This is a genomic window from Xanthomonas citri pv. mangiferaeindicae (assembly GCA_002240395.1).
Taxonomy (GTDB): Bacteria; Pseudomonadota; Gammaproteobacteria; order Xanthomonadales; family Xanthomonadaceae; genus Luteimonas; species Luteimonas citri_A.
Genome location: CP016836.1, coordinates 1,135,162 through 1,152,732, shown reverse-complemented (window position 1 = coordinate 1,152,732; position 17,571 = coordinate 1,135,162). Strand labels below are relative to the sequence as shown.

At 69.2% G+C, this 17,571-nt stretch carries 17 protein-coding genes; 10 read left to right on the top strand and 7 right to left on the bottom strand.

Annotated elements, in window-relative coordinates; genetic code table 11:
• Positions 1-2 precede the first annotated feature (2 nt).
• The 3 genes from BEN78_04890 (at position 3) to BEN78_04880 (ending at position 3,292) form a co-directional block, all read left to right on the top strand.
• Positions 3-1,625 (top strand): cytochrome c oxidase subunit I, encoded by a 1,623-nt coding sequence (locus tag BEN78_04890; protein ID ASR42818.1) that lies wholly within the window; start codon positions 3-5, stop codon positions 1,623-1,625.
• Between the two features lie 150 nt (positions 1,626-1,775).
• Positions 1,776-2,360 (top strand): cytochrome c oxidase assembly protein, encoded by a 585-nt coding sequence (locus tag BEN78_04885; GenBank protein ID ASR42817.1) that lies wholly within the window; start codon positions 1,776-1,778, stop codon positions 2,358-2,360.
• A gap of 47 nt (positions 2,361-2,407) precedes the next feature.
• The gene (locus BEN78_04880; GenBank protein ID ASR42816.1) at positions 2,408-3,292 is read left to right on the top strand and encodes an MFS transporter; all 885 of its coding nucleotides are present in this window, start codon (positions 2,408-2,410) and stop codon (positions 3,290-3,292) included.
• A gap of 118 nt (positions 3,293-3,410) precedes the next feature.
• Here the strand turns inward: BEN78_04880 and BEN78_04875 are convergent, their stop codons facing one another.
• Positions 3,411-3,629: a hypothetical protein gene (locus tag BEN78_04875; GenBank protein ASR44921.1), complete on the bottom strand. Its 219-nt coding sequence runs from the start codon at positions 3,627-3,629 to the stop codon at positions 3,411-3,413.
• Positions 3,630-3,694: 65 nt separating this feature from the next.
• Here BEN78_04875 and BEN78_04870 point away from each other — a divergent pair, with 65 nt between their 5' ends.
• The 5 genes from BEN78_04870 to BEN78_04850 all read left to right on the top strand — a co-directional run bounded on the left by BEN78_04870 (position 3,695) and on the right by BEN78_04850 (position 8,147).
• A complete protein-coding gene (locus tag BEN78_04870; GenBank protein ASR42815.1) occupies positions 3,695-4,432 on the top strand; it encodes a hypothetical protein in 738 nt (245 codons plus the stop codon).
• Positions 4,429-5,013 carry a hypothetical protein gene (locus BEN78_04865; protein ID ASR42814.1) on the top strand — a complete coding sequence of 195 codons (585 nt, stop codon included), beginning with the start codon at positions 4,429-4,431 and terminating at the stop codon, positions 5,011-5,013. Before BEN78_04870 ends, BEN78_04865 begins: the two co-directional genes overlap by 4 nt.
• On the top strand, positions 5,013-6,212 hold the full coding sequence (locus tag BEN78_04860) for a cytochrome oxidase assembly protein (GenBank protein ID ASR42813.1): 1,200 nt from the start codon (positions 5,013-5,015) through the stop codon (positions 6,210-6,212). Before BEN78_04865 ends, BEN78_04860 begins: the two co-directional genes overlap by 1 nt.
• Position 6,213: 1 nt before the next feature.
• Positions 6,214-7,116 (top strand): protoheme IX farnesyltransferase, encoded by a 903-nt coding sequence (locus BEN78_04855; GenBank protein ASR42812.1) that lies wholly within the window; start codon positions 6,214-6,216, stop codon positions 7,114-7,116.
• 212 nt (positions 7,117-7,328) lie between these two features.
• A complete protein-coding gene (locus BEN78_04850; protein ID ASR42811.1) occupies positions 7,329-8,147 on the top strand; it encodes a hypothetical protein in 819 nt (272 codons plus the stop codon).
• Positions 8,148-8,164: 17 nt separating this feature from the next.
• Here BEN78_04850 and BEN78_04845 read toward each other — a convergent pair whose 3' ends face one another.
• Both BEN78_04845 and BEN78_04840 read right to left on the bottom strand, forming a co-directional pair.
• Positions 8,165-9,325: an anhydro-N-acetylmuramic acid kinase gene (locus tag BEN78_04845; protein ID ASR42810.1), complete on the bottom strand. Its 1,161-nt coding sequence runs from the start codon at positions 9,323-9,325 to the stop codon at positions 8,165-8,167.
• A 34-nt stretch (positions 9,326-9,359) separates the two neighbouring features.
• Complete coding sequence (locus BEN78_04840; protein ASR42809.1) at positions 9,360-10,835, bottom strand: hypothetical protein; 1,476 nt, start codon at positions 10,833-10,835, stop codon at positions 9,360-9,362.
• 186 nt (positions 10,836-11,021) lie between these two features.
• Here BEN78_04840 and BEN78_04835 point away from each other — a divergent pair, with 186 nt between their 5' ends.
• Positions 11,022-12,227, top strand: coding sequence for a tyrosine--tRNA ligase (locus BEN78_04835; GenBank protein ASR42808.1), 1,206 nt, complete (start codon positions 11,022-11,024; stop codon positions 12,225-12,227).
• A gap of 20 nt (positions 12,228-12,247) precedes the next feature.
• Here BEN78_04835 and BEN78_04830 read toward each other — a convergent pair whose 3' ends face one another.
• The 4 genes from BEN78_04830 to BEN78_04815 all read right to left on the bottom strand — a co-directional run bounded on the left by BEN78_04830 (position 12,248) and on the right by BEN78_04815 (position 15,887).
• Positions 12,248-12,574: a hypothetical protein gene (locus BEN78_04830; protein ID ASR44920.1), complete on the bottom strand. Its 327-nt coding sequence runs from the start codon at positions 12,572-12,574 to the stop codon at positions 12,248-12,250.
• Positions 12,571-13,176: a hypothetical protein gene (locus BEN78_04825; protein ID ASR44919.1), complete on the bottom strand. Its 606-nt coding sequence runs from the start codon at positions 13,174-13,176 to the stop codon at positions 12,571-12,573. The genes BEN78_04830 and BEN78_04825 overlap by 4 nt, the downstream gene beginning before the upstream one ends.
• A 183-nt stretch (positions 13,177-13,359) precedes the next feature.
• The gene (locus tag BEN78_04820; GenBank protein ID ASR42807.1) at positions 13,360-15,075 is read right to left on the bottom strand and encodes an aminopeptidase; all 1,716 of its coding nucleotides are present in this window, start codon (positions 15,073-15,075) and stop codon (positions 13,360-13,362) included.
• A gap of 71 nt (positions 15,076-15,146) precedes the next feature.
• On the bottom strand, positions 15,147-15,887 hold the full coding sequence (locus BEN78_04815; protein ASR42806.1) for a hypothetical protein: 741 nt from the start codon (positions 15,885-15,887) through the stop codon (positions 15,147-15,149).
• A gap of 104 nt (positions 15,888-15,991) precedes the next feature.
• Here BEN78_04815 and BEN78_04810 point away from each other — a divergent pair, with 104 nt between their 5' ends.
• Positions 15,992-17,542: a phosphoglycerate mutase (2,3-diphosphoglycerate-independent) gene (locus tag BEN78_04810; protein ID ASR44918.1), complete on the top strand. Its 1,551-nt coding sequence runs from the start codon at positions 15,992-15,994 to the stop codon at positions 17,540-17,542.
• Positions 17,543-17,571 lie beyond the last annotated feature (29 nt).

Genomic DNA, 17,571 nt, shown 5'->3' with positions numbered 1-17,571 from the left:
CCATGTCGACGACGCATACCGCCACTGCCGACGCGCACCACGACGATCACGCCCATCGACAGGGCTTCGTCCAGCGCTGGTTCTTCTCCACTAACCATAAGGACATCGGCACGCTGTACCTGCTGTTCTCCTTTGTGATGTTCATCATCGGCGCGGGCATGAGCGTGATCATCCGCACCGAGCTTGCCTCGCCGGGCCTGCAGCACGTCAGCCCGGTGTTCTTCAACCAGATGACCACCATGCACGCGCTGGTGATGATCTTCGGTGGCGTCATGCCCGCGTTCGTCGGTCTGGCGAACTGGATGATCCCGCTGCAGATCGGCGCGCCGGACATGGCGCTGCCGCGCATGAACAACTGGTCGTTCTGGATCCTGCCGTTCGCGTTCACGCTGCTGCTGATGACGCTGTTCATGCCCGGCGGTGGCCCGGCCGGCGGCTGGACGCTCTATCCGCCGCTGTCGCTGCAGGGCGGCAACAGTGTGTCGCTGACGATCTTCGCGATCCACATGATGGGCATCAGCTCGATCATGGGCGCGATCAACGTCATCGCCACGATCCTCAACATGCGCGCGCCGGGCGTGGATCTGTTGAAGATGCCGATCTTCTGCTGGGCCTGGCTGATCACCGCGTTCCTGCTGATCGCGGTGATGCCGGTGCTCGCCGGCGCGGTCACGATGCTGCTGACCGACAAGTTCTTCATGACCTCGTTCTTCAACGCCGCCGGCGGCGGCGACCCGGTGATGTACCAGCACATCTTCTGGTTCTTCGGGCATCCCGAGGTCTACATCATGATCCTGCCGGCGTTCGGCATCGTCAGCGAGATCATCCCGACCTTCAGCCGCAAGCCGCTGTTCGGCTACCAGGCGATGGTCTACGCCACGGCCGCGATCGCGTTCCTGAGCTTCATCGTCTGGGCCCACCACATGTTCACCGTGGGCATGCCGCTGGGCGGCGAGATCTACTTCATGTTTGCCACGATGCTGATCTCGATCCCGACCGGCGTGAAGGTGTTCAACTGGGTCTCGACGATGTGGCGCGGCTCGCTGACGTTCGAGGCGCCGATGCTGTGGGCGGTCGCGTTCGTCATCCTGTTCACCATCGGCGGGTTCTCGGGCCTGATGCTGGCGATCGTGCCGGCCGACTTCCAGTACCACGACACCTATTTCGTGGTCGCGCACTTCCACTACGTGCTGGTCACCGGCGCGCTGTTCTCGATCATCGCGGCGACCTATTACTGGTGGCCGAAGTGGACCGGGCGGATGTACAGCGAGTTCTGGGCGAAGGTGCACTTCTGGTGGACCATCGTGTTCGTGAATCTGCTGTTCTTCCCGCAGCACTTCCTGGGCCTGGCCGGCATGCCGCGCCGCATCCCCGACTACAACGTCGTGTTCGCGGACTGGAACCTGATCAGCTCGATCGGCGCGTTCGGCATGTTCGCCACGCCGTTCCTGATGTTCGCGATCCTGCTGCACTCCAAGCTGCGCGGCGCACCCGCGGCCGCGCGGTCGTGGGAAGGCGCCAAGGGCCTGGAGTGGACCGTGCCGTCGCCGGCGCCGCACCACACCTTCGCCAAGCCGCCGGTGCTCAAGCCCGGCGACCTCGCGCACGACGACATCAGCCACTGAGGCCATGGAGCTGCGCGCCGCGATGCCCACGCCCGATGCCCACGATGACTTGGCCGCCCGCCGCCGCCGCGCGCGGCGCACGGCGCTGACGATCGCGGTGGTCGCGCTGTGCATCTATGCCGGCTTCATCCTGCGCGGCGTGTTGCTGGCATGAGCGCGCGCCGTTCGCTGGGCATCGGCAAGCTGGTGGCGGTCTCGGTCGCCGCGTTCGCGTTCACCTTCTCGCTGGTGCCGCTCTACCGTATCGCCTGCGAGAAGGTGTTCGGCATCCGCCTGGAGAACAGCGCGGTCGCAGCGCCCGCGCAGTCGGCTGCGGGCGTGGAAGACCGCTGGGTGACGGTGGAGTTCGACGCCAGCGTCAACTCGCACCTGCCCTGGTCGTTCCGGCCCAACCAGACCCGCATGCGCGTGCGTGTCGGCGAGCAGTACGAGACCACGTACTACGCGCACAACGACAGCACGCACCCGATCGTCGGCAGCGCCACGCCATCGGTCGCACCGGCGCGGGCCTCGGGTTTCTTCCAGAAAACCGAATGCTTCTGCTTCACCGCACAGACGCTCCAGGCCGGCGAAACCCGCGACATGCCGGTCCGCTTCATCATCGATCCCTCGCTGCCGCGGGACGTCAACACGGTCACGCTGTCGTACACGTTCTTCAAGAACGATGTGCTGACCTCGCGGCTGGTCGCCAATGCTGCTCCGCCGCGCGACGCGCGTCTGGCTGCATCGCCGTAAGCGTTCCGCTCCACTTTTCGATACCGCGCCGCCACCCGGATACCGCCATGGCCCACGTGAAGACCGAACACCAGGATCCCAACGTCTACTTCGTGCCGCACGACAGCAAGTGGCCGCTGTTTGCGTCGGTGGCGCTGTTCGTGACGATGCTGGGCCTGGCCAGCTGGTTCAACGAGGCCAGCTGGGGCCGCACGACGTTCTTCGTCGGCATCGCCGGCCTGGCGCTGATCCTGTTCAAGTGGTTCGCCGACGTCGTGCTCGAGTCGGTGTCGGGCTACTACAACAAGCAGGTCGACGTGTCGTTCCGGATGGGGATGGTGTGGTTCATCTTCTCGGAGATCATGTTCTTCGCCGCGTTCTTCGGCGCGCTGTTCTACGCCCGCACGCTGGCGTTGCCGTGGCTGGGCGGCGAGGGCTCGGGTGCGATGACCAACTCGGTGCTGTGGGACGGCTACAGCGCGGCGTGGCCGACTGCCGGCCCGGGCGGCGTGGGCGGGGTGTTCCAGACCATCCCGGCCTGGGGCCTGCCGTTGATCAACACGCTGATCCTGCTGGCTTCGGGCGTCACGATCACGATCGCCCACCACGCGCTGCGCGCCGCGCACCGCACCCGGTTGCTGGTGTTCCTGGGCGCGACGATTGCGCTGGGCTGCGTGTTCCTGTTCTTCCAGATCGAGGAATACGTCCACGCCTACCGCGACCTCAACCTGACGCTGGGCTCGGGGATCTACGGCTCGACGTTCTTCATGCTCACCGGCTTCCACGGGGCCCACGTCACGCTCGGTACGATCATGCTGATCGTGATCTGGCTGCGCTGTTTCCGTGGCCACTTCACCAGCGAGAACCACTTTGCCTTCGAGGCGGTGGCCTGGTATTGGCACTTCGTCGACGTGGTGTGGCTGATCCTGTTCCTGTTCGTCTACGTCGTCTGAGGACGGCGCGGACGAGGGAGATGGGCGAATCGTGATCGGAGAGAGCGGGCGGCATGCCCGTCCGCCGTTGGCCGATCACCCATCTGCCATCGGCAATGACCGATGATCGCGCTCGGTATCAGCCGTAGACGCCGTGCGGCTTGATCCACCCCATCCAGATCGCCAGCAGCACCAGCGCGATCAGGGCCACCGACAGTCCGATGCGGCGGGTGAGGGCATTCACGGTCCGGTTGCTGCGGCCCTTGTCGTTGAGCATGTAGTACAGGCCGGCGCCGAGGTTCCACAGGATCAGCAGGACGAAGCCGATGATCAGCAGCAGCTTGAGCGACTCGTTCATGACCATCACGGACTCCGTGGCACCAGGGGTATGAGCGGATTATTGCAGTCCGCGGGCGGCGGTGCGTGAGTCGGCGTAGCGGACGCATCGTCGGATGGACGGCGGCGGTGCTGTTGGCGCTGGCGTTCGCCGGGCTCGGTCAGTGGCAGCTGGGCCGGATGCACGACAAGCGGGCGATGCTCGATGCCGTCGAGCAGACCTTGACCGAACGCCAGGCGGTGCCGTTGGCGCAGGCCGCGGACCCGCATCGCCAGCGCGACTATGACTGGGCGGCCGGGCGCGGGCGCTTCCTCGACACGCCGGCGTTCGTGCTCGACAACCAGATTCATGACGGTCGTCCTGGCTTGCGCGTCTATCGCCTGTTCGCCCCTGACGCTGGCGCGCCGCCGCTGCTGGTCGATCTGGGTTGGGTGCCGATCGCCGACCGCACGGCGCGGATGCCGTCGACCGAAGTGCTGGCCGGTGACGGGCTGGTCGGGCCGTCGATGGACCTGCAGGGCCTGCTCGCGCCGCCGCCGTCGGCCGGGCTGGCGCTGGGGCCTGCGATCGGAGCGGGGCCAGCCTGGCTGATGACCCGGTTCGATGCCCAGGCGATCGCCTCGTCCGCCGGCTTGCCGGCGCTGTCGCCGCGTGTGCTGCGACTCGATCCTGCGCTGCCGGTCGGCTATGGTCGCGATCTGGAGATCCTGCCCAACACCTTGCCGCCCGAGAAACACCTGGGCTACGCCGTCCAGTGGTTCGGCCTGGCGTTGACCGTGCTGGTCACCGCCCTGGTGCTCACCTTCCGGAAGTCCCGCCGATGACATCGTCCGTCCCGCGCGCGCAGCGCGACCGCAACCGCCTGCTGCTGGTGCTGATCGTGGTGCTGTTTCTGGGCAGCGCGGTCGTCGCCGGCGCGCTGCGCTTCTCGGGCTGGCGGCCGGCCGGCATGCAGAACCACGGCGAACTGCTAGACCCGCCGGCCGATCTGCGCGCACGCACCCCGCGGCTGGTCGATGGCAGCGCCTACGCCTGGCAGCCGGTGGAACGCCGCTGGCGGATCCTGGTCGCACCGCCCGCGGACTGCAGGGAAGCCTGTGTCGCGCTGTCGCGCGAGCTCGACCTGGTGTGGCAGCTGTTCGGTCGCAATGCCGACCACGTCGATATCCTGTGGCTGGGCCCGGTGCCCGAAGGTGCGGTGCGCAACACGGCGTGGCGCGAGTTGCAAGCCGACCCCGGTCTGCGTGCGACATTGCCCCGCGTCGACGGCGGCGCCGGCGAAGCGGACAATGGCGTCCCGGCCTATGTCGTGGACCCCAACGGGTTCGTGATCCTGCGCTACGCTCCCGGCTTCGATCCGGGCCATCTGCGTGCGGACATGGCCAAGCTGCTCAGACTCCGCTGATGACCCACAGCCCGCCCTCGAACGCCACGCCCTACCGCCCGGCCGTCCACCGCCACTTCCACCGCATCGCCTGGTTCGCGGCGGCGCTGACGCTGTGCGTGATCGTGTTCGGCGCATTCGTGCGGCTGTCCGATGCCGGGCTCAGCTGCCCGGATTGGCCGACCTGCTACGGGCGCGCGACCTGGCCGCAGGCCGCCACCGATGTCAGCGACCACGCCGCGAGCGCGATCCGGCCGTTCGAGACCCACAAGGCCTGGCGCGAGCAGGTCCACCGCCACCTGGCGGCGACGCTGGGCGTGTTCGTGCTCGGCCTGGCGTTGCTGGCGGTGCGTCGTCGGCGTCTGGGCCTGGTGCAGGTGATCGGCGCGGCGCTGTTGGTCGCGCTGGCGATCCCGCTGTACATGCGCGGCGAGACGATGGCCGCGCTGGCGGTCGCCGGGCTCGGCGAGGCACTGCTGCTGTTCGCGGCGCTGCGCTGGTCGAACATCGACCTGGCGCGCGCGGCGGTGCTGACGCTGGCGGTGGTGATTTTCCAGGCGCTGCTGGGCAAGTGGACGGTGACCTTGCTGCTCAAGCCGGTGATCGTCATGGGCCACCTGCTTGGCGGCATGCTGACGTTCTCGCTGCTGCTGTGGATGGCCTGGCGGGCGACGATGCAGCCGATCGTGCTGGCGCAGGCGCACACATTGCGGCGCTGGACGCTCGTGGCGATCGCGGTGGTCGGCGTGCAGATCGCGCTCGGCGGCTGGGTCAGCGCCAACTATGCGGCGCTGGCCTGCGGCGCCGGCGGCTGGACGACCGCGGTCCACCACTACGGCGATTTCCCCAAGTGCGTCGGCCAGTGGTGGCCGCGGGGCGATTTTGGCGAAGGCTTCGTGCTGTGGCGCGGGGTCGGCGTCGACTACGAGGGGGGCGTGCTCGACGGCGCGGCACGCATCGCGATCCAACTGGCGCACCGCGCGATGGCGGTGGTGGTGTTCTTCACGCTGCTCGCCTTCGTCGTGCGCCTGTCGCGCACGCCCGGCCTGCGCGGCTGGGCAGCGGCGCTGGGCGCGCTGACGCTGGCGCAAGTGCTGCTGGGCATCCTCAACGTCAAGCTCGCGCTGCCGCTGTGGGTCGCGGTGCTGCACAACGGCGGCGCCGCGCTGCTGCTGTTCGTGCTGGTCTCGTTGCTGGCGCGGCTGCGGCGGCCCGACTGACATGGCCGGCAGCAAGGCACGCGAGTACTGGACGCTGACCAAGCCGCGGGTGGTCGCGCTGATCGTGTTCACTGCCCTGGTGGGCATGTTTCTTGCCGTCCCGGGCCTGCCGCCGGCGCGTGAGAGCGTGTTCGGCCTGCTCGGCATCTGGCTGGCGGCCGCCTCGGCGGCGGCGATCAACCACCTGATCGACCAGCGCATCGACAAGGTCATGGCGCGCACCGCGCATCGCCCGCTGGCGACTGGGGCGCTGCGGCCGGGGCAGGTGCTGGCATTCGCGCTGGTGCTCGGCGCGCTGTCGATGGCGATCCTGATCCTGCTGGTCAACACGCTGACCGCGGTGTTGACCTTCGCCTCGCTGATCGGCTACGCGGTCGTTTACACCGGCTGGCTCAAGCGCGCGACGCCGCAGAACATCGTGATCGGCGGCATCGCCGGCGCTGCACCACCGCTGCTGGGCTGGGCCGCGGTGACCGGCATGACCGGACAGTGGGACTGGGCGCACGCGCTGCTGCTGGTGCTGATCGTGTTCGTGTGGACGCCGCCGCACTTCTGGGCGCTGGCGATCTTCCGACGCGAGGATTACGCCCGCGCGCTGGTGCCGATGCTGCCGGTGACCCACGGCGTGGCCTACACACGCTGGCAGATCCTGATCTACACGGTGCTGCTGGTGGTGGTCACACTGCTGCCGGTGGCGATCGGCATGAGCGGACTGTTCTACCTGGGCGGGGCGGTCGTGCTCGGCCTGGTGTTCCTCTGGTACGCCTGGCGGCTGCTCGATCCGCCGGACGAGTTCTTCGCGATGCGGATGTTCAATTACTCGGTGGTGTACCTGATGGCGCTGTTCGCGTTCCTGCTGGTCGACCACTGGCTGCTGCCGTGGCTGCCGGGGCGGGCGGACTGACCGGCGGCGGTGTGGACTGGCAGCGCGTGGGCTGACGAGGCCTTCCCGAAATCCGCCTGTCCAAAGGGCGCTGGAAACGTTTTCATGAATGCGGCAACATAGCGCCGCCCGCGCGGGTGTACCCGCCGCCTGCCTGTGCGTGTATGCCGGCCGGCGCGAGCCATGCGGCCGCGCGGATTTCGATCCTTCCCTGCTCCCCCCAGGACACCCTCATGTCGAATCTCCAGGCGCTGCTGCCGCAGCGCGATCTGCGCTTCACCCGCAAGGCCGTTGGCGTCGGCGGCGGCCCGCTGCTTGCCCTGTTGATGTTCCTGGTCGCCGGTGCGATCGCGTGGTGGCAGGCGCCCGGCCTGCTGCAGGACATGCAGATCCGCGCCAATCCGCACGAGCTCGAGGACTACGACCTGCGCGATGGCCGTTGCACGACGCGCAAGGCGGTGTTCACCGATTGCGAGGCCGATGTCGCCTATCGCGTCGATGGCGTCGACTACGAGAAGCACATCTCGCTGATGTTCCTGTCGTTCTCGCGCGGCGACTATGCGGCCAGCCTGGTGGTTGCGGCCGACGACCCGTCGAAGGCGGCGCTGAGCATTGGCCTTGAGCGCATCTGGAACCGCGTGGCGTTCTTCCTGGTGCTGTTCGGGATCTTCGCCGGCCTGGGCGTCGTGGCGATCGTCACCTGGGTGCGCAATGGCCGCCTCAACCGCGCCGCGCAGCAGCCGCAGCGCTGGGTTCCCGAGCCGGTCGAAGTCAAGACGGCGCAGTCCTCGTTCGGCGGCACGGTCGTCACCTACGCCTACGGCAAGCTCCCCGGCCGCGCCGCAGGCAAGCAGAACGTCCGCTTCGGCAAGCGTGAGGCACCGTTGCTGGTCGATACTCCGGACGGCGAGACCCAGGCGCTGGCGCTGCGTCCGGCATCCGGCGGGCCGGCCCTGCTGCTCGATGCCGGGCTGGAGCGCATCGACCTGACGCACGCCGAGCGGCAGGCCGCGTTCGCGGTGCTGGGCGCCTCGCCCGACAGGCCTGCCTGACGCGCTGACCCGGCCGCTCAGGCCGGGTAGATACCGCCGAGCACCCGGGGGCCGGCGGCGCCGGTCACCGACGGCAGATTCCCCGGCAGGCCGAGCACGGTCTGCCGGCCCAGCCACGCAAAGCCCATGGCCTCGACGTGATCGGGGTCGAGCCCGTGCGCCGCGCTCGACACCACGGCGATGCCGGGCAGGGCATCGGCCACCGCCGCCATCAGCGCGGGGTTGTGCACGCCGCCGCCGCACACGATCAGGCGCGTGGTGCCCGGCTGGGTGGCGCGCAGTGCATCGGCGATCGTCGTCGCGCTCAGCGCCAGCAACGTCGCCTGCACGTCGGCCGGGGCCTCAGCGCCGGTCAGTGCGGTCTCGACCCAGTCCAGATGGAACTGGTCGCGGCCCGAGGACTTGGGCGGTGGCAGCGCGAACCAGGGCGCAGCACGCAGCCGCGCCAGCAGGGTCGGATCGACCTGGCCGCCGGCCGCCAGTGCGCCGCCGCGGTCGAACGGCTGGCCGGTGTGCCGGAGGCACCAAGCGTCCATCAGCCCGTTGGCCGGACCGGTGTCGAAGCCACGCACCGCAGTGCCGTCGGCCGGCAGCAGGGTGAGATTGGCGATGCCGCCCAGGTTGAGCACCGCCCGGTCCTCGCCGGGCGCGTGCAGCAGCGCGGCGTGCAGTGCCGGCAGCAGCGGAGCGCCGTGGCCGCCGGCGGCGACATCGCGGCGGCGGAAATCGGCCACGGTGCGGATGCCGGTGCGCTCGGCGATGCGCGAGGGATCGCCAAGCTGCAGCGTGAACCCGTGCCGCCCGTCGCCATGGCGTCCCTGTGGGCGATGGCGGAGTGTCTGGCCGTGCGAGCCGATCGCCGCGATGTCCGCAGCCGTCAGCCCGGCCTCGGCCAGCACCCGGTTCGCCGCCTGCGCGAAGCCCTCGGCGATCCGGCTGTCGAGCTCGCCCAGGTCGTCGAGGGTCAGCGGCGCGGCCTGCTGGCCCAGCGCCACCAGCTGCGTGCGCAGGTCATCGGGCCAGGGGTAGGTGCGGCCCAGGCGCAGGTCGGCCTGCAGTCGGCCTGTGGTATCGCTCTGAAAGCCGACGATCGCCGCATCGATGCCGTCGGCGCTGGTGCCCGAGATCAGGCCGAGAAACAGGTCAGGCATGGGCGCGCGCGCAGGGGTTTGGGGCATGATGCGAAACGCCCGGCCGGAGCCGGGCGTGGAATCAACCGCGGGTGCTGCGACCTGCGTCGGCGCTGGCGACCTGGCGGTCGGCGCGCTCGGGGTCGGGGCGCGCCGGCACGTCGGCGTAGATGATGTCCTCGACTTCGCGGATGCGGGCGAGCGCCGGGCCGGTCTGCTGGCGGAACTGCGCCAGCGCCGTGCCGCTCAGCGGGTCGGGCTCGGGCATCGTGTGCTGCAGCGGGTTGCGGTGCTGGCCGTTGACGCGGAACTCGTAGTGCAGATGCGGACCGGTCGCCAGGCCGGTCGAGCCGACATAGCCGATCACCGTGCCCTGCGAGACGCGCTGGCCCTGGCGGACATTGCCGAAGCGCGACATGTGGGCATAGAGCGTGGTGTGGCCGCGGCCGTGGTCGAGGATCACGACGTTGCCGTAGCCGCGCTGGGTGCCCTTGAACTGCACGCGCGCATCGCCGGCGGCCATGATCGGGGTGCCGGTGGCGGCGGCGTAGTCCACGCCCTTGTGCATGCGCATCGTGCCCAGCACCGGATGGCGTCGGCTGCCGAAGCGCGAGCTCAGCCGCGCGTACTGGATCGGCATGCGGATGAAGCTCTTCTTCAGCGGGCGGCCTTCGGCGTTGTAGTACTCGGCCTTGCCGTCGTGCTCGAAGCGGAACGCCGAGAACGGCTTGCCCTTGGCGGTGAACACCGCCGCCTGCACCGGGCCGCTGCGGATCAGCTCGCCCTCGCGCCAGACCTGCTCGACGACCACGCTGAAACGATCGTTCTGGGTGACGTCGGTGTTGAAGTCGATGTCGTACTTGAAGACTTCGTCGGTCAGCGTGTTGATGTTCGCGCCCGACAGGCCCAGCCGGCGTGCCGAGTGGAACAGCGAGCGGCCGACCTGGCCACTGATGATGACGTTGCGGATCTCGACCGGGCGCTCGATGACCTGTTCCTGGACCGCGTCGCCGGCGAGCGTCAGTTCGACGCGCTCGGTTTCGCTGCGGTCATAACGCAGCTTCTGAAGACTGCCGTCGGCGGCGATGTCGAAGCCCAATTCAGTGCCTGGGCGCATGCGCGTGAGCTTGGCCTTGGCATCGGGCAGCTCGAGGATGCGGTGCATCGTCGCCGCCGGCAGGTCGAGATCGGAGAAGATCGAGCCGAGCGTCTGGCCCTGGGCAACAGTGACCAACTGCCAATTGTCGTGCTGTTGCTGCGCACTGCGCTGCTGCGCGGTCAGTGGCGGCAGTGCCAACGACATCGTGACCAGCTGATGGCCGTCGTCGTCACCGTCGCGCATCGCGTGCGAGAACCCGGGGACTAACGCGACGACCAGTGCGCCGAGCGTCGCGAATAGACTGGCATGCGCCCAATCGCGTCGCGTCCAGCGGCCCGGATACAGCCGGATCCCGCGCGCATTGCCTTCCTGCGCCGTATTCCGCGCTGCCGCCTGCAGGTTCTCATGAAGCACGCGCTGGTGGTGGGCGTCGGCCTGCGGCGGGACGGGTGTCGTCATCGTGGCGGATCCCGGTGCGTGAAAGACGTGTCAGCGCGGTAACATAGAGATGTGAGCTCCATGCGTCAAATGACTGACGGCGCAGGAATTTTTCTTCCATTCACCAGATAACGACACGTTAACGCCTGTAGCGTGCGTATTCACATCGTGAATACGCGGCGTGTCTTCCCAGAGACGCCTCCCCAGATGTCCCAGACTTCCGCCCTCGACCTGATCGCACGCGGCAGCGACGAAATCCTCAAGCGCGATGACCTGCAGGCCCGGCTCGCCCTCGGTCGCCCGTTGCGCATCAAGGCCGGTTTCGACCCGACCGCGCCCGACCTGCATCTGGGTCACACGGTGCTGCTCAACAAGATGCGCCAGTTCCAGGACCTGGGCCATACGGTGATCTTCCTGATCGGCGACTTCACCGGAATGATCGGTGATCCGTCGGGCAAGAGCGCCACACGCAAGGCCCTCTCGCGCGAGGACGTGCTCGCGAATGCCGAGACCTACAAGGCGCAGGTGTTCAAGGTGCTCGATGCCGAGCGTACCGAAGTGCGCTTCAACTCCGAATGGTTCGGGGCAATGGGCGCGGCGGACATGATCCGACTGGCGTCCACCCATACGGTTGCGCGCATGCTCGAGCGCGACGACTTCGCCAAGCGTTACGCCGGCCAGCAGCCGATCGCGATCCACGAGTTTCTCTATCCGCTGGTGCAGGGTTACGACTCGGTCGCGCTGCGCGCCGATGTCGAATGCGGCGGTACCGACCAGAAGTTCAACCTGCTGATGGGACGCGCGCTGCAGGAACATCATGGTCAGGCGCCGCAGGTCGTGTTGACGATGCCACTGCTCGTCGGTCTGGACGGCGTGGCCAAGATGTCCAAGTCGCTGGGCAACTACATCGGTGTGACCGACCCGGCGATCGACATCGTCAACAAGACGATGAAGATCGGCGACGCGCTGATGTGGAACTGGATCGAGCTGTTGAGCCTGGAGATCGGCATCGACGAAGCCGTCCGGCTCCGCGCCGAGGTCGAGGCCGGCGCGCTGAACCCGCGCGATGTGAAGCTGCGCTTGGCCCGCGAGCTCGCGACGCGCTTCCACGACGCCGACGCGGCGCAGACCGCGATCGCCGGCTGGCATGCCGCGGTGACCGGTGAGGGCGATGTGACCGCGCTGCCGTTGCAGGATGTCGCGGTGCCCACCGAGGGCCTGCGCATCGCCGCACTGCTCACTGCGGCCGGCATCACCCCGAGCAATTCGGAGGCCAATCGCAAGCTCAAGGAGCGGGCGGTCAAGGTCGACGGCGCCGTCGTCGAGGACGCCGGCCTCGTGCTCGCCCCCGGCTTCGAAGGCGTGCTACAGGTCGGCAAGCGCAACTTCGCGCGGGTGCGGCTGATCGGCTGAGCGCGCGGGCGGCCGGTCGATCAGGACCGGTCGTGCGGCGCCCTCTGTTCGCGGTTGGCCAGCGCCAGCAGGACGTCGGCATGGCAGGGGCCGTCGAGCGGGCACCAGCAGGCGAGGTTGCGGCCGCGCAGCGGCGCGAGATCCAGTGCGTCGGCGCGGGTCGCCATGTGCGCGGCGTAGCGGGCGACGCAGGTCGCGCGATCGCCGTGGACGCCGATCCGATAGGGATTGCCCCAGCGCCCGGGGCGCGCGACGACCGTCGCCGGCAGTCCGTTGACCGCGTGCGAATGCGCCTGCAGATCGAATCCGCGACGACGGGAGAGCTGCAGGCGGACCGGTGGGGTCATGCCGCCGCCGGCCAGGGTGCGCCGCGCCAAGTGGCATGGTCGGCGATGCGCAGCAGCGCGAGGTCCTCATCGGTGTCGCCGTAGGCGTATACCCGCGCGAATGCCTCACGCGGATACGCGGCATGCACCCGCCTGGCCTTCTCGTCGCCAGCGCACTGCGCGCCCGCATAGCGGCCGGTGAGCCGGCCGTCGGCCTGCTCGAGCCTCGAGCACAGCAGCGCCACACCCTGGGCCGCACACCAAGGGGCCAGCAGCACGTCGAGATTGCCCGAGACCACGACCACGGTATCGCCGCGCGCGCGATGCCAGTCGATCCGCGCCTGCATCTGCGGGCGCACCAGCGCGGGCAATCGCGTGGCCGCCAGCATCGCGCCGACTGCGGCGACGCGCTCGGCCGGTACTCCGGAGAAGGCGTAGCGCACGAGCGCCGCGCGCGTGCGGATGCCCGACAACCCGCCCAGCCGGTAGGCGATCACGACCGGCGCCATCAGCGCGCGCCCGGCGATCAGCCGCCAGCGCGGCGTCGCGGCGACGAGCAGGTCGGGGAAGGTCTCGCGCGTGGTGATCGTGCCGTCGAAGTCGAACAGCGCGAGGTCGGGCAGGGCGCGGTCGGGATCTCGGACAGGGAATGCGGGCGGCGGCCCGGGCGGGTGGGCCGGGTCCGGCGCGGCGGGTGTCGTGGGGCGTGCAGGCATCGGGCGGTCCTCGCCTGTACGAAGGGCGGCGTCGCCGCCGCCCTTCGCAGGTGTCGCAATGGGCCGGCCATCCAGGCCGGCATAGCGTGGTTACGGTGCGCCGCCGACCTCGCTGCGCGCCGCGTCGCGTGCGGCCTTGAACGGATTGCCGTCGTACCAGTTCGGCCAGCGGTCGCCGTCGGCGAGCGTGCGGCCGACGCCGTACAGCGCCTCGAGGTCCTGCACGACGCCGTCGAGGTTCCAGTCCGGGTTGTACTCGTCGCCGGGCTGGTGATAGCGCGTGGCGTAGTCGTCGCTGGCTGCCTTGCCGGCAGCGACGCCGCCTTCGATCAGGTCGTTGCCGCCCTTGGCATAGAGCGCGGGCACGCCGGCCTTGGCGAAGTTGAAGTGGTCGGAGCGGAAGTAGTAACCGCCGGCCGGATTGCCTTCCTCGACCAGCGTGCGGTTCTGCTGGCCGGCGTAGGTCTGCAGGATGTCCTCCAGCTCCGAGCTGCCCTTGCCGGTGACGACGAAGTCGCGCGAGGGGCCGGCGACGCTCATCGCGTCGAGGTTGATCACGCCGACCGTCTGCGCCAGGTCGATGCTCGGCTGGGCGACGTAGTACTTGCTGCCCAGCAGGCCCGATTCCTCGAGCGTGACCGCCAGAAACACCAGCGAGCGCTTCGGCTTGGGCTCGGCAGTGGCGAATTTCTCGGCGATCTCGATGATGCCGGCCACGCCGGTGGCGTTGTCGATCGCACCGTTGTAGATCGTGTCCTCGCCGTTATCGGATTGCCCGCCCTCATGCTTGCCCAGGTGGTCCCAGTGGGCGAGATAGAGGATCGCCTCGTTCGGCGCTTCGGTCCCGGGCAGGATGCCCACGACGTTGCGCGAGCTCTTCTCGGCCACCGTGCTCTTGAGGTCGAACGACACCTTGGCGTTCAGCGGCACCGGCTTGAAGCCGCGCTGGTTGGCGGCCTGGATCTGCGCATCGAGGTCGAGGCCGGCGTCGGCGAACAGGGCGCGGGCGACATCACCGGTGATCCAGCCCTGCGCCGGCAGGCGCGGCTCGGGATCGTCCTGCGGGCGCAGGTCGAACTGCGCGCCCGACCACGAGTTCTTGACCACGTCCCAGCCATAGGACGCACCGGCGGTGTCATGCACGATCAGTGCGGCGGCCGCGCCCTTGCGCGCGGCTTCCTCGAACTTGTAGGTCCAGCGGCCGTAGTAGGTCATGCGCTCGCCTTCGAACAGCGACGCATCCTGGGCGTGGAAGCCCGGATCGTTGACCAGGATGACCACGGTCTTGCCCTTGACGTCGAGGCCGGCGTAGTCGTTCCAGTTCTGCTCGGGCGCGTCGACGCCGTAACCGACGAACACCAATTCGCTGTCGGCGACTTCGATCTGCGGCTTGCCGGTGCGCGTGCCCAGCACCATGTCGCGGCCGAACGCCAGGTCGCGCGCGCCCTTGGCGGTGGTGAGCTTGAGCACAGTCGACTCGTCGGCCGTGGTCTCGACCATCGGCACGGTCTGGTACCAGCTGTCGTTGTCGCCGCCCGGCTGCAGACCGATGCGCTGGAACTGGGCGCTGATGTACTCGACCGTGCGGTCTTCGCCGACGGTGCCCGGCGCGCGACCCTCGAATTCATCGGAAGCCAGCGTCTTGACCAGTTCGCCGAAGTCCGCACCGGTGATCTCGGGCGAGAACGTATGTGCGGCGTCGGGCGTGGGGGACGTCGCTGCGGTGTCGGCCGCCTTGTCCTGGGCGCCGCATGCCGCAAGCGCGAGCGCGGCCGGCAGGGCCAGCATCAAGTGGGGTCTGCGCATCTGGTGATCACTCCTGCAAGCTGGGACGCCGCACTATACGGGCGTTCAGCTGCCGATGCGCGCAGGCCCGTTCAGTCCTTGGGGGCTTGCGCGCCGTCGTAGGCGATCGCGGTGGCGCCGCTGATCGGGCCGGTGCGCGCGCTGTTGTGGACGTACAGCGTGACTTCGCGCTTGAACGTCAGCGGGCCTTCGATCACCGCGTTGGGGCCGATGATCACCCGCGGGCTGCGGCGGTTGATCGTGACCGGGAACCAGTTCGAGGACGGCTTGTCGACCGTCAGGCCACCGCGCACCTTCGAGGCAGCGCCGATGGTGACATCGCCATTGACCGTCTTCACGTCGCCAGTCACCTCGGTGCCGACCAGGCCGATCGCGCCGTTGACGGTGACCACATTGCCGTCGACCCGTCCGCCGCGATCGACGAACACGCCGCCGCTGACGCTTTCGATGCTGCCGGCGATCTGCGCGTCCTGCCCCAGCCGGACGCCGCCGTTGACGGTGGTCAGGCTGCGGGTGCGCGCCCGTGCGCCGAGGGTGATGCCACCGTTGACCGTTTCCACTGTGCCGGCCTCGATGTCATCGTCGCCGCGGATGCCGCCATTGACGGTCTCCACGTCCTTGGCGCGGACGCCGTCGCCGATGCGGATGCCGCCGTTGACTGTCGACAGGTCGCCGTAGGCCTGGCCGGCCTCGGCGGTGATCCCGCCGTTGACCTTCGAAACGTCGGCCTGAGCGCACGCCGCGCCGGCAGACAGGGCGAGGGCGAACGCGAGCAATGCGCGGGCGGGGCGGTGCGGACGGGCAGCGGACATGGCAGACCTCGAGGAAGGGCGGAGCGGGCGGAGCCCGCCGTCGACCGTAGCTTGCCGTCGTGTCGGTACAATCGCATCTGTCTTTGGTCACTGGGCCGTTCGTCGTGCCGCATGCCACTCCCGCCTCCCGTCCGCGCCCCGTCGTCCTGCTGATCCTCGACGGCTGGGGACACCGCGACGACCCGCGCGACAACGCGCTCGCGCTCGCGAACATTCCGACCTGGCGCGGTCTGCTCGCCGCGCATCCGAGCACGCTGATCCATACCGAGGGTCGCCACGTCGGCCTGCCGGACGGGCAAATGGGCAACTCGGAGGTCGGCCACATGAACATCGGTGCCGGCCGGGTCGTCTATCAGGACCTGACCCGCATCGATGCCGCGATCGAGGACGGCAGTTTCTTCGCCAACGCCGAGTTGGGCGCGGCCTGCGACGCGGTGCGCGCCAACGGCGGCACGCTGCACGTGATGGGCCTGCTCTCGCCCGGCGGCGTCCACAGCCACGAGGCGCACCTGTTCGCGATGCTCGAACTGGCGCATCGCCGCGGCGTGGCGCGCGTGGCCGTGCACGCGTTCACCGATGGCCGCGACATGCCGCCGCGTTCGGCCGAACCGAGCCTGCGCGCGCTGCACGAGCGCTGCGCAGCCTTGGGCAACGCGCACGTTGCCAGCGTGTCGGGCCGCTACTACGCGATGGACCGCGACCAGCGCTGGGAGCGCGTGCGCCAGGCCTGGGACGCGATCGTCGAAGCGGCCTCGCCGTACCGCGCGCCCGACGCAGTCGCAGCCCTGCAGGCTGCCTATGCGCGCGACGAGAACGACGAATTCGTGCGTCCGACCGTCATCGACGGCGCGGTGCCGATGGCCGACGGCGATGCCGTGGTGTTCATGAACTTCCGCGCCGACCGCGCCCGCCAGCTCACCGCAGCGTTCGTCGATCCGGCCTTCGCCGGGTTCCAGGCGCGGCGCCCAGCGCTGTCGCGCTTCGTCTGCCTGACCGAGTACGACGCGCGGCTGCCCGCACCGCTGGCCTTCGCGCCCGACGATCTGCCCAACACGCTGGGCGAAGTGCTCGGCGCCCAAGGGCTGACCCAGCTGCGCATCGCCGAGACCGAGAAGTACGCGCACGTCACGTTCTTCCTCAGCGGCGGCCGCGAGGCGCCGTTCCCGGGCGAGGAGCGCATCCTGGTGCCCAGCCCCAAGGTCGCGACCTACGATCTGCAGCCGGAGATGAGCGCGCCCGAGGTCTGCGCGCAACTGGTGCAGGCAGTGCGCGACGAGCGCTTCGATGTCGTGATCTGCAACTTCGCCAACCCCGACATGGTCGGGCACACCGGCGTGCTCGAGGCGGCGATCAAGGCGGTGGAGACCGTCGACCGCGCGGTCGGCGAGATCGTCGAGATCGTGCGTGCGAAGGGCGGCGAACTGCTGGTCACGGCCGACCACGGCAACGTCGAGATGATGCGCGACCCCGAGACCGGCGAGCCGCACACCGCACACACGGTCGGCCCAGTCGATCTGGTCTACGTCGGCAGCCGGCCCGGCCCGCTGCGCCGGGGTGGAGCGCTGCGCGACCTGGCGCCGACGATCCTCGACCTGCTGGGCCTGCCGGTGCCGGCCGAGATGACCGGCCGCAGCCTGCTGCAGGCCGACGGCTGACCATGACCGGCAGGGCGACTGCGACCGGC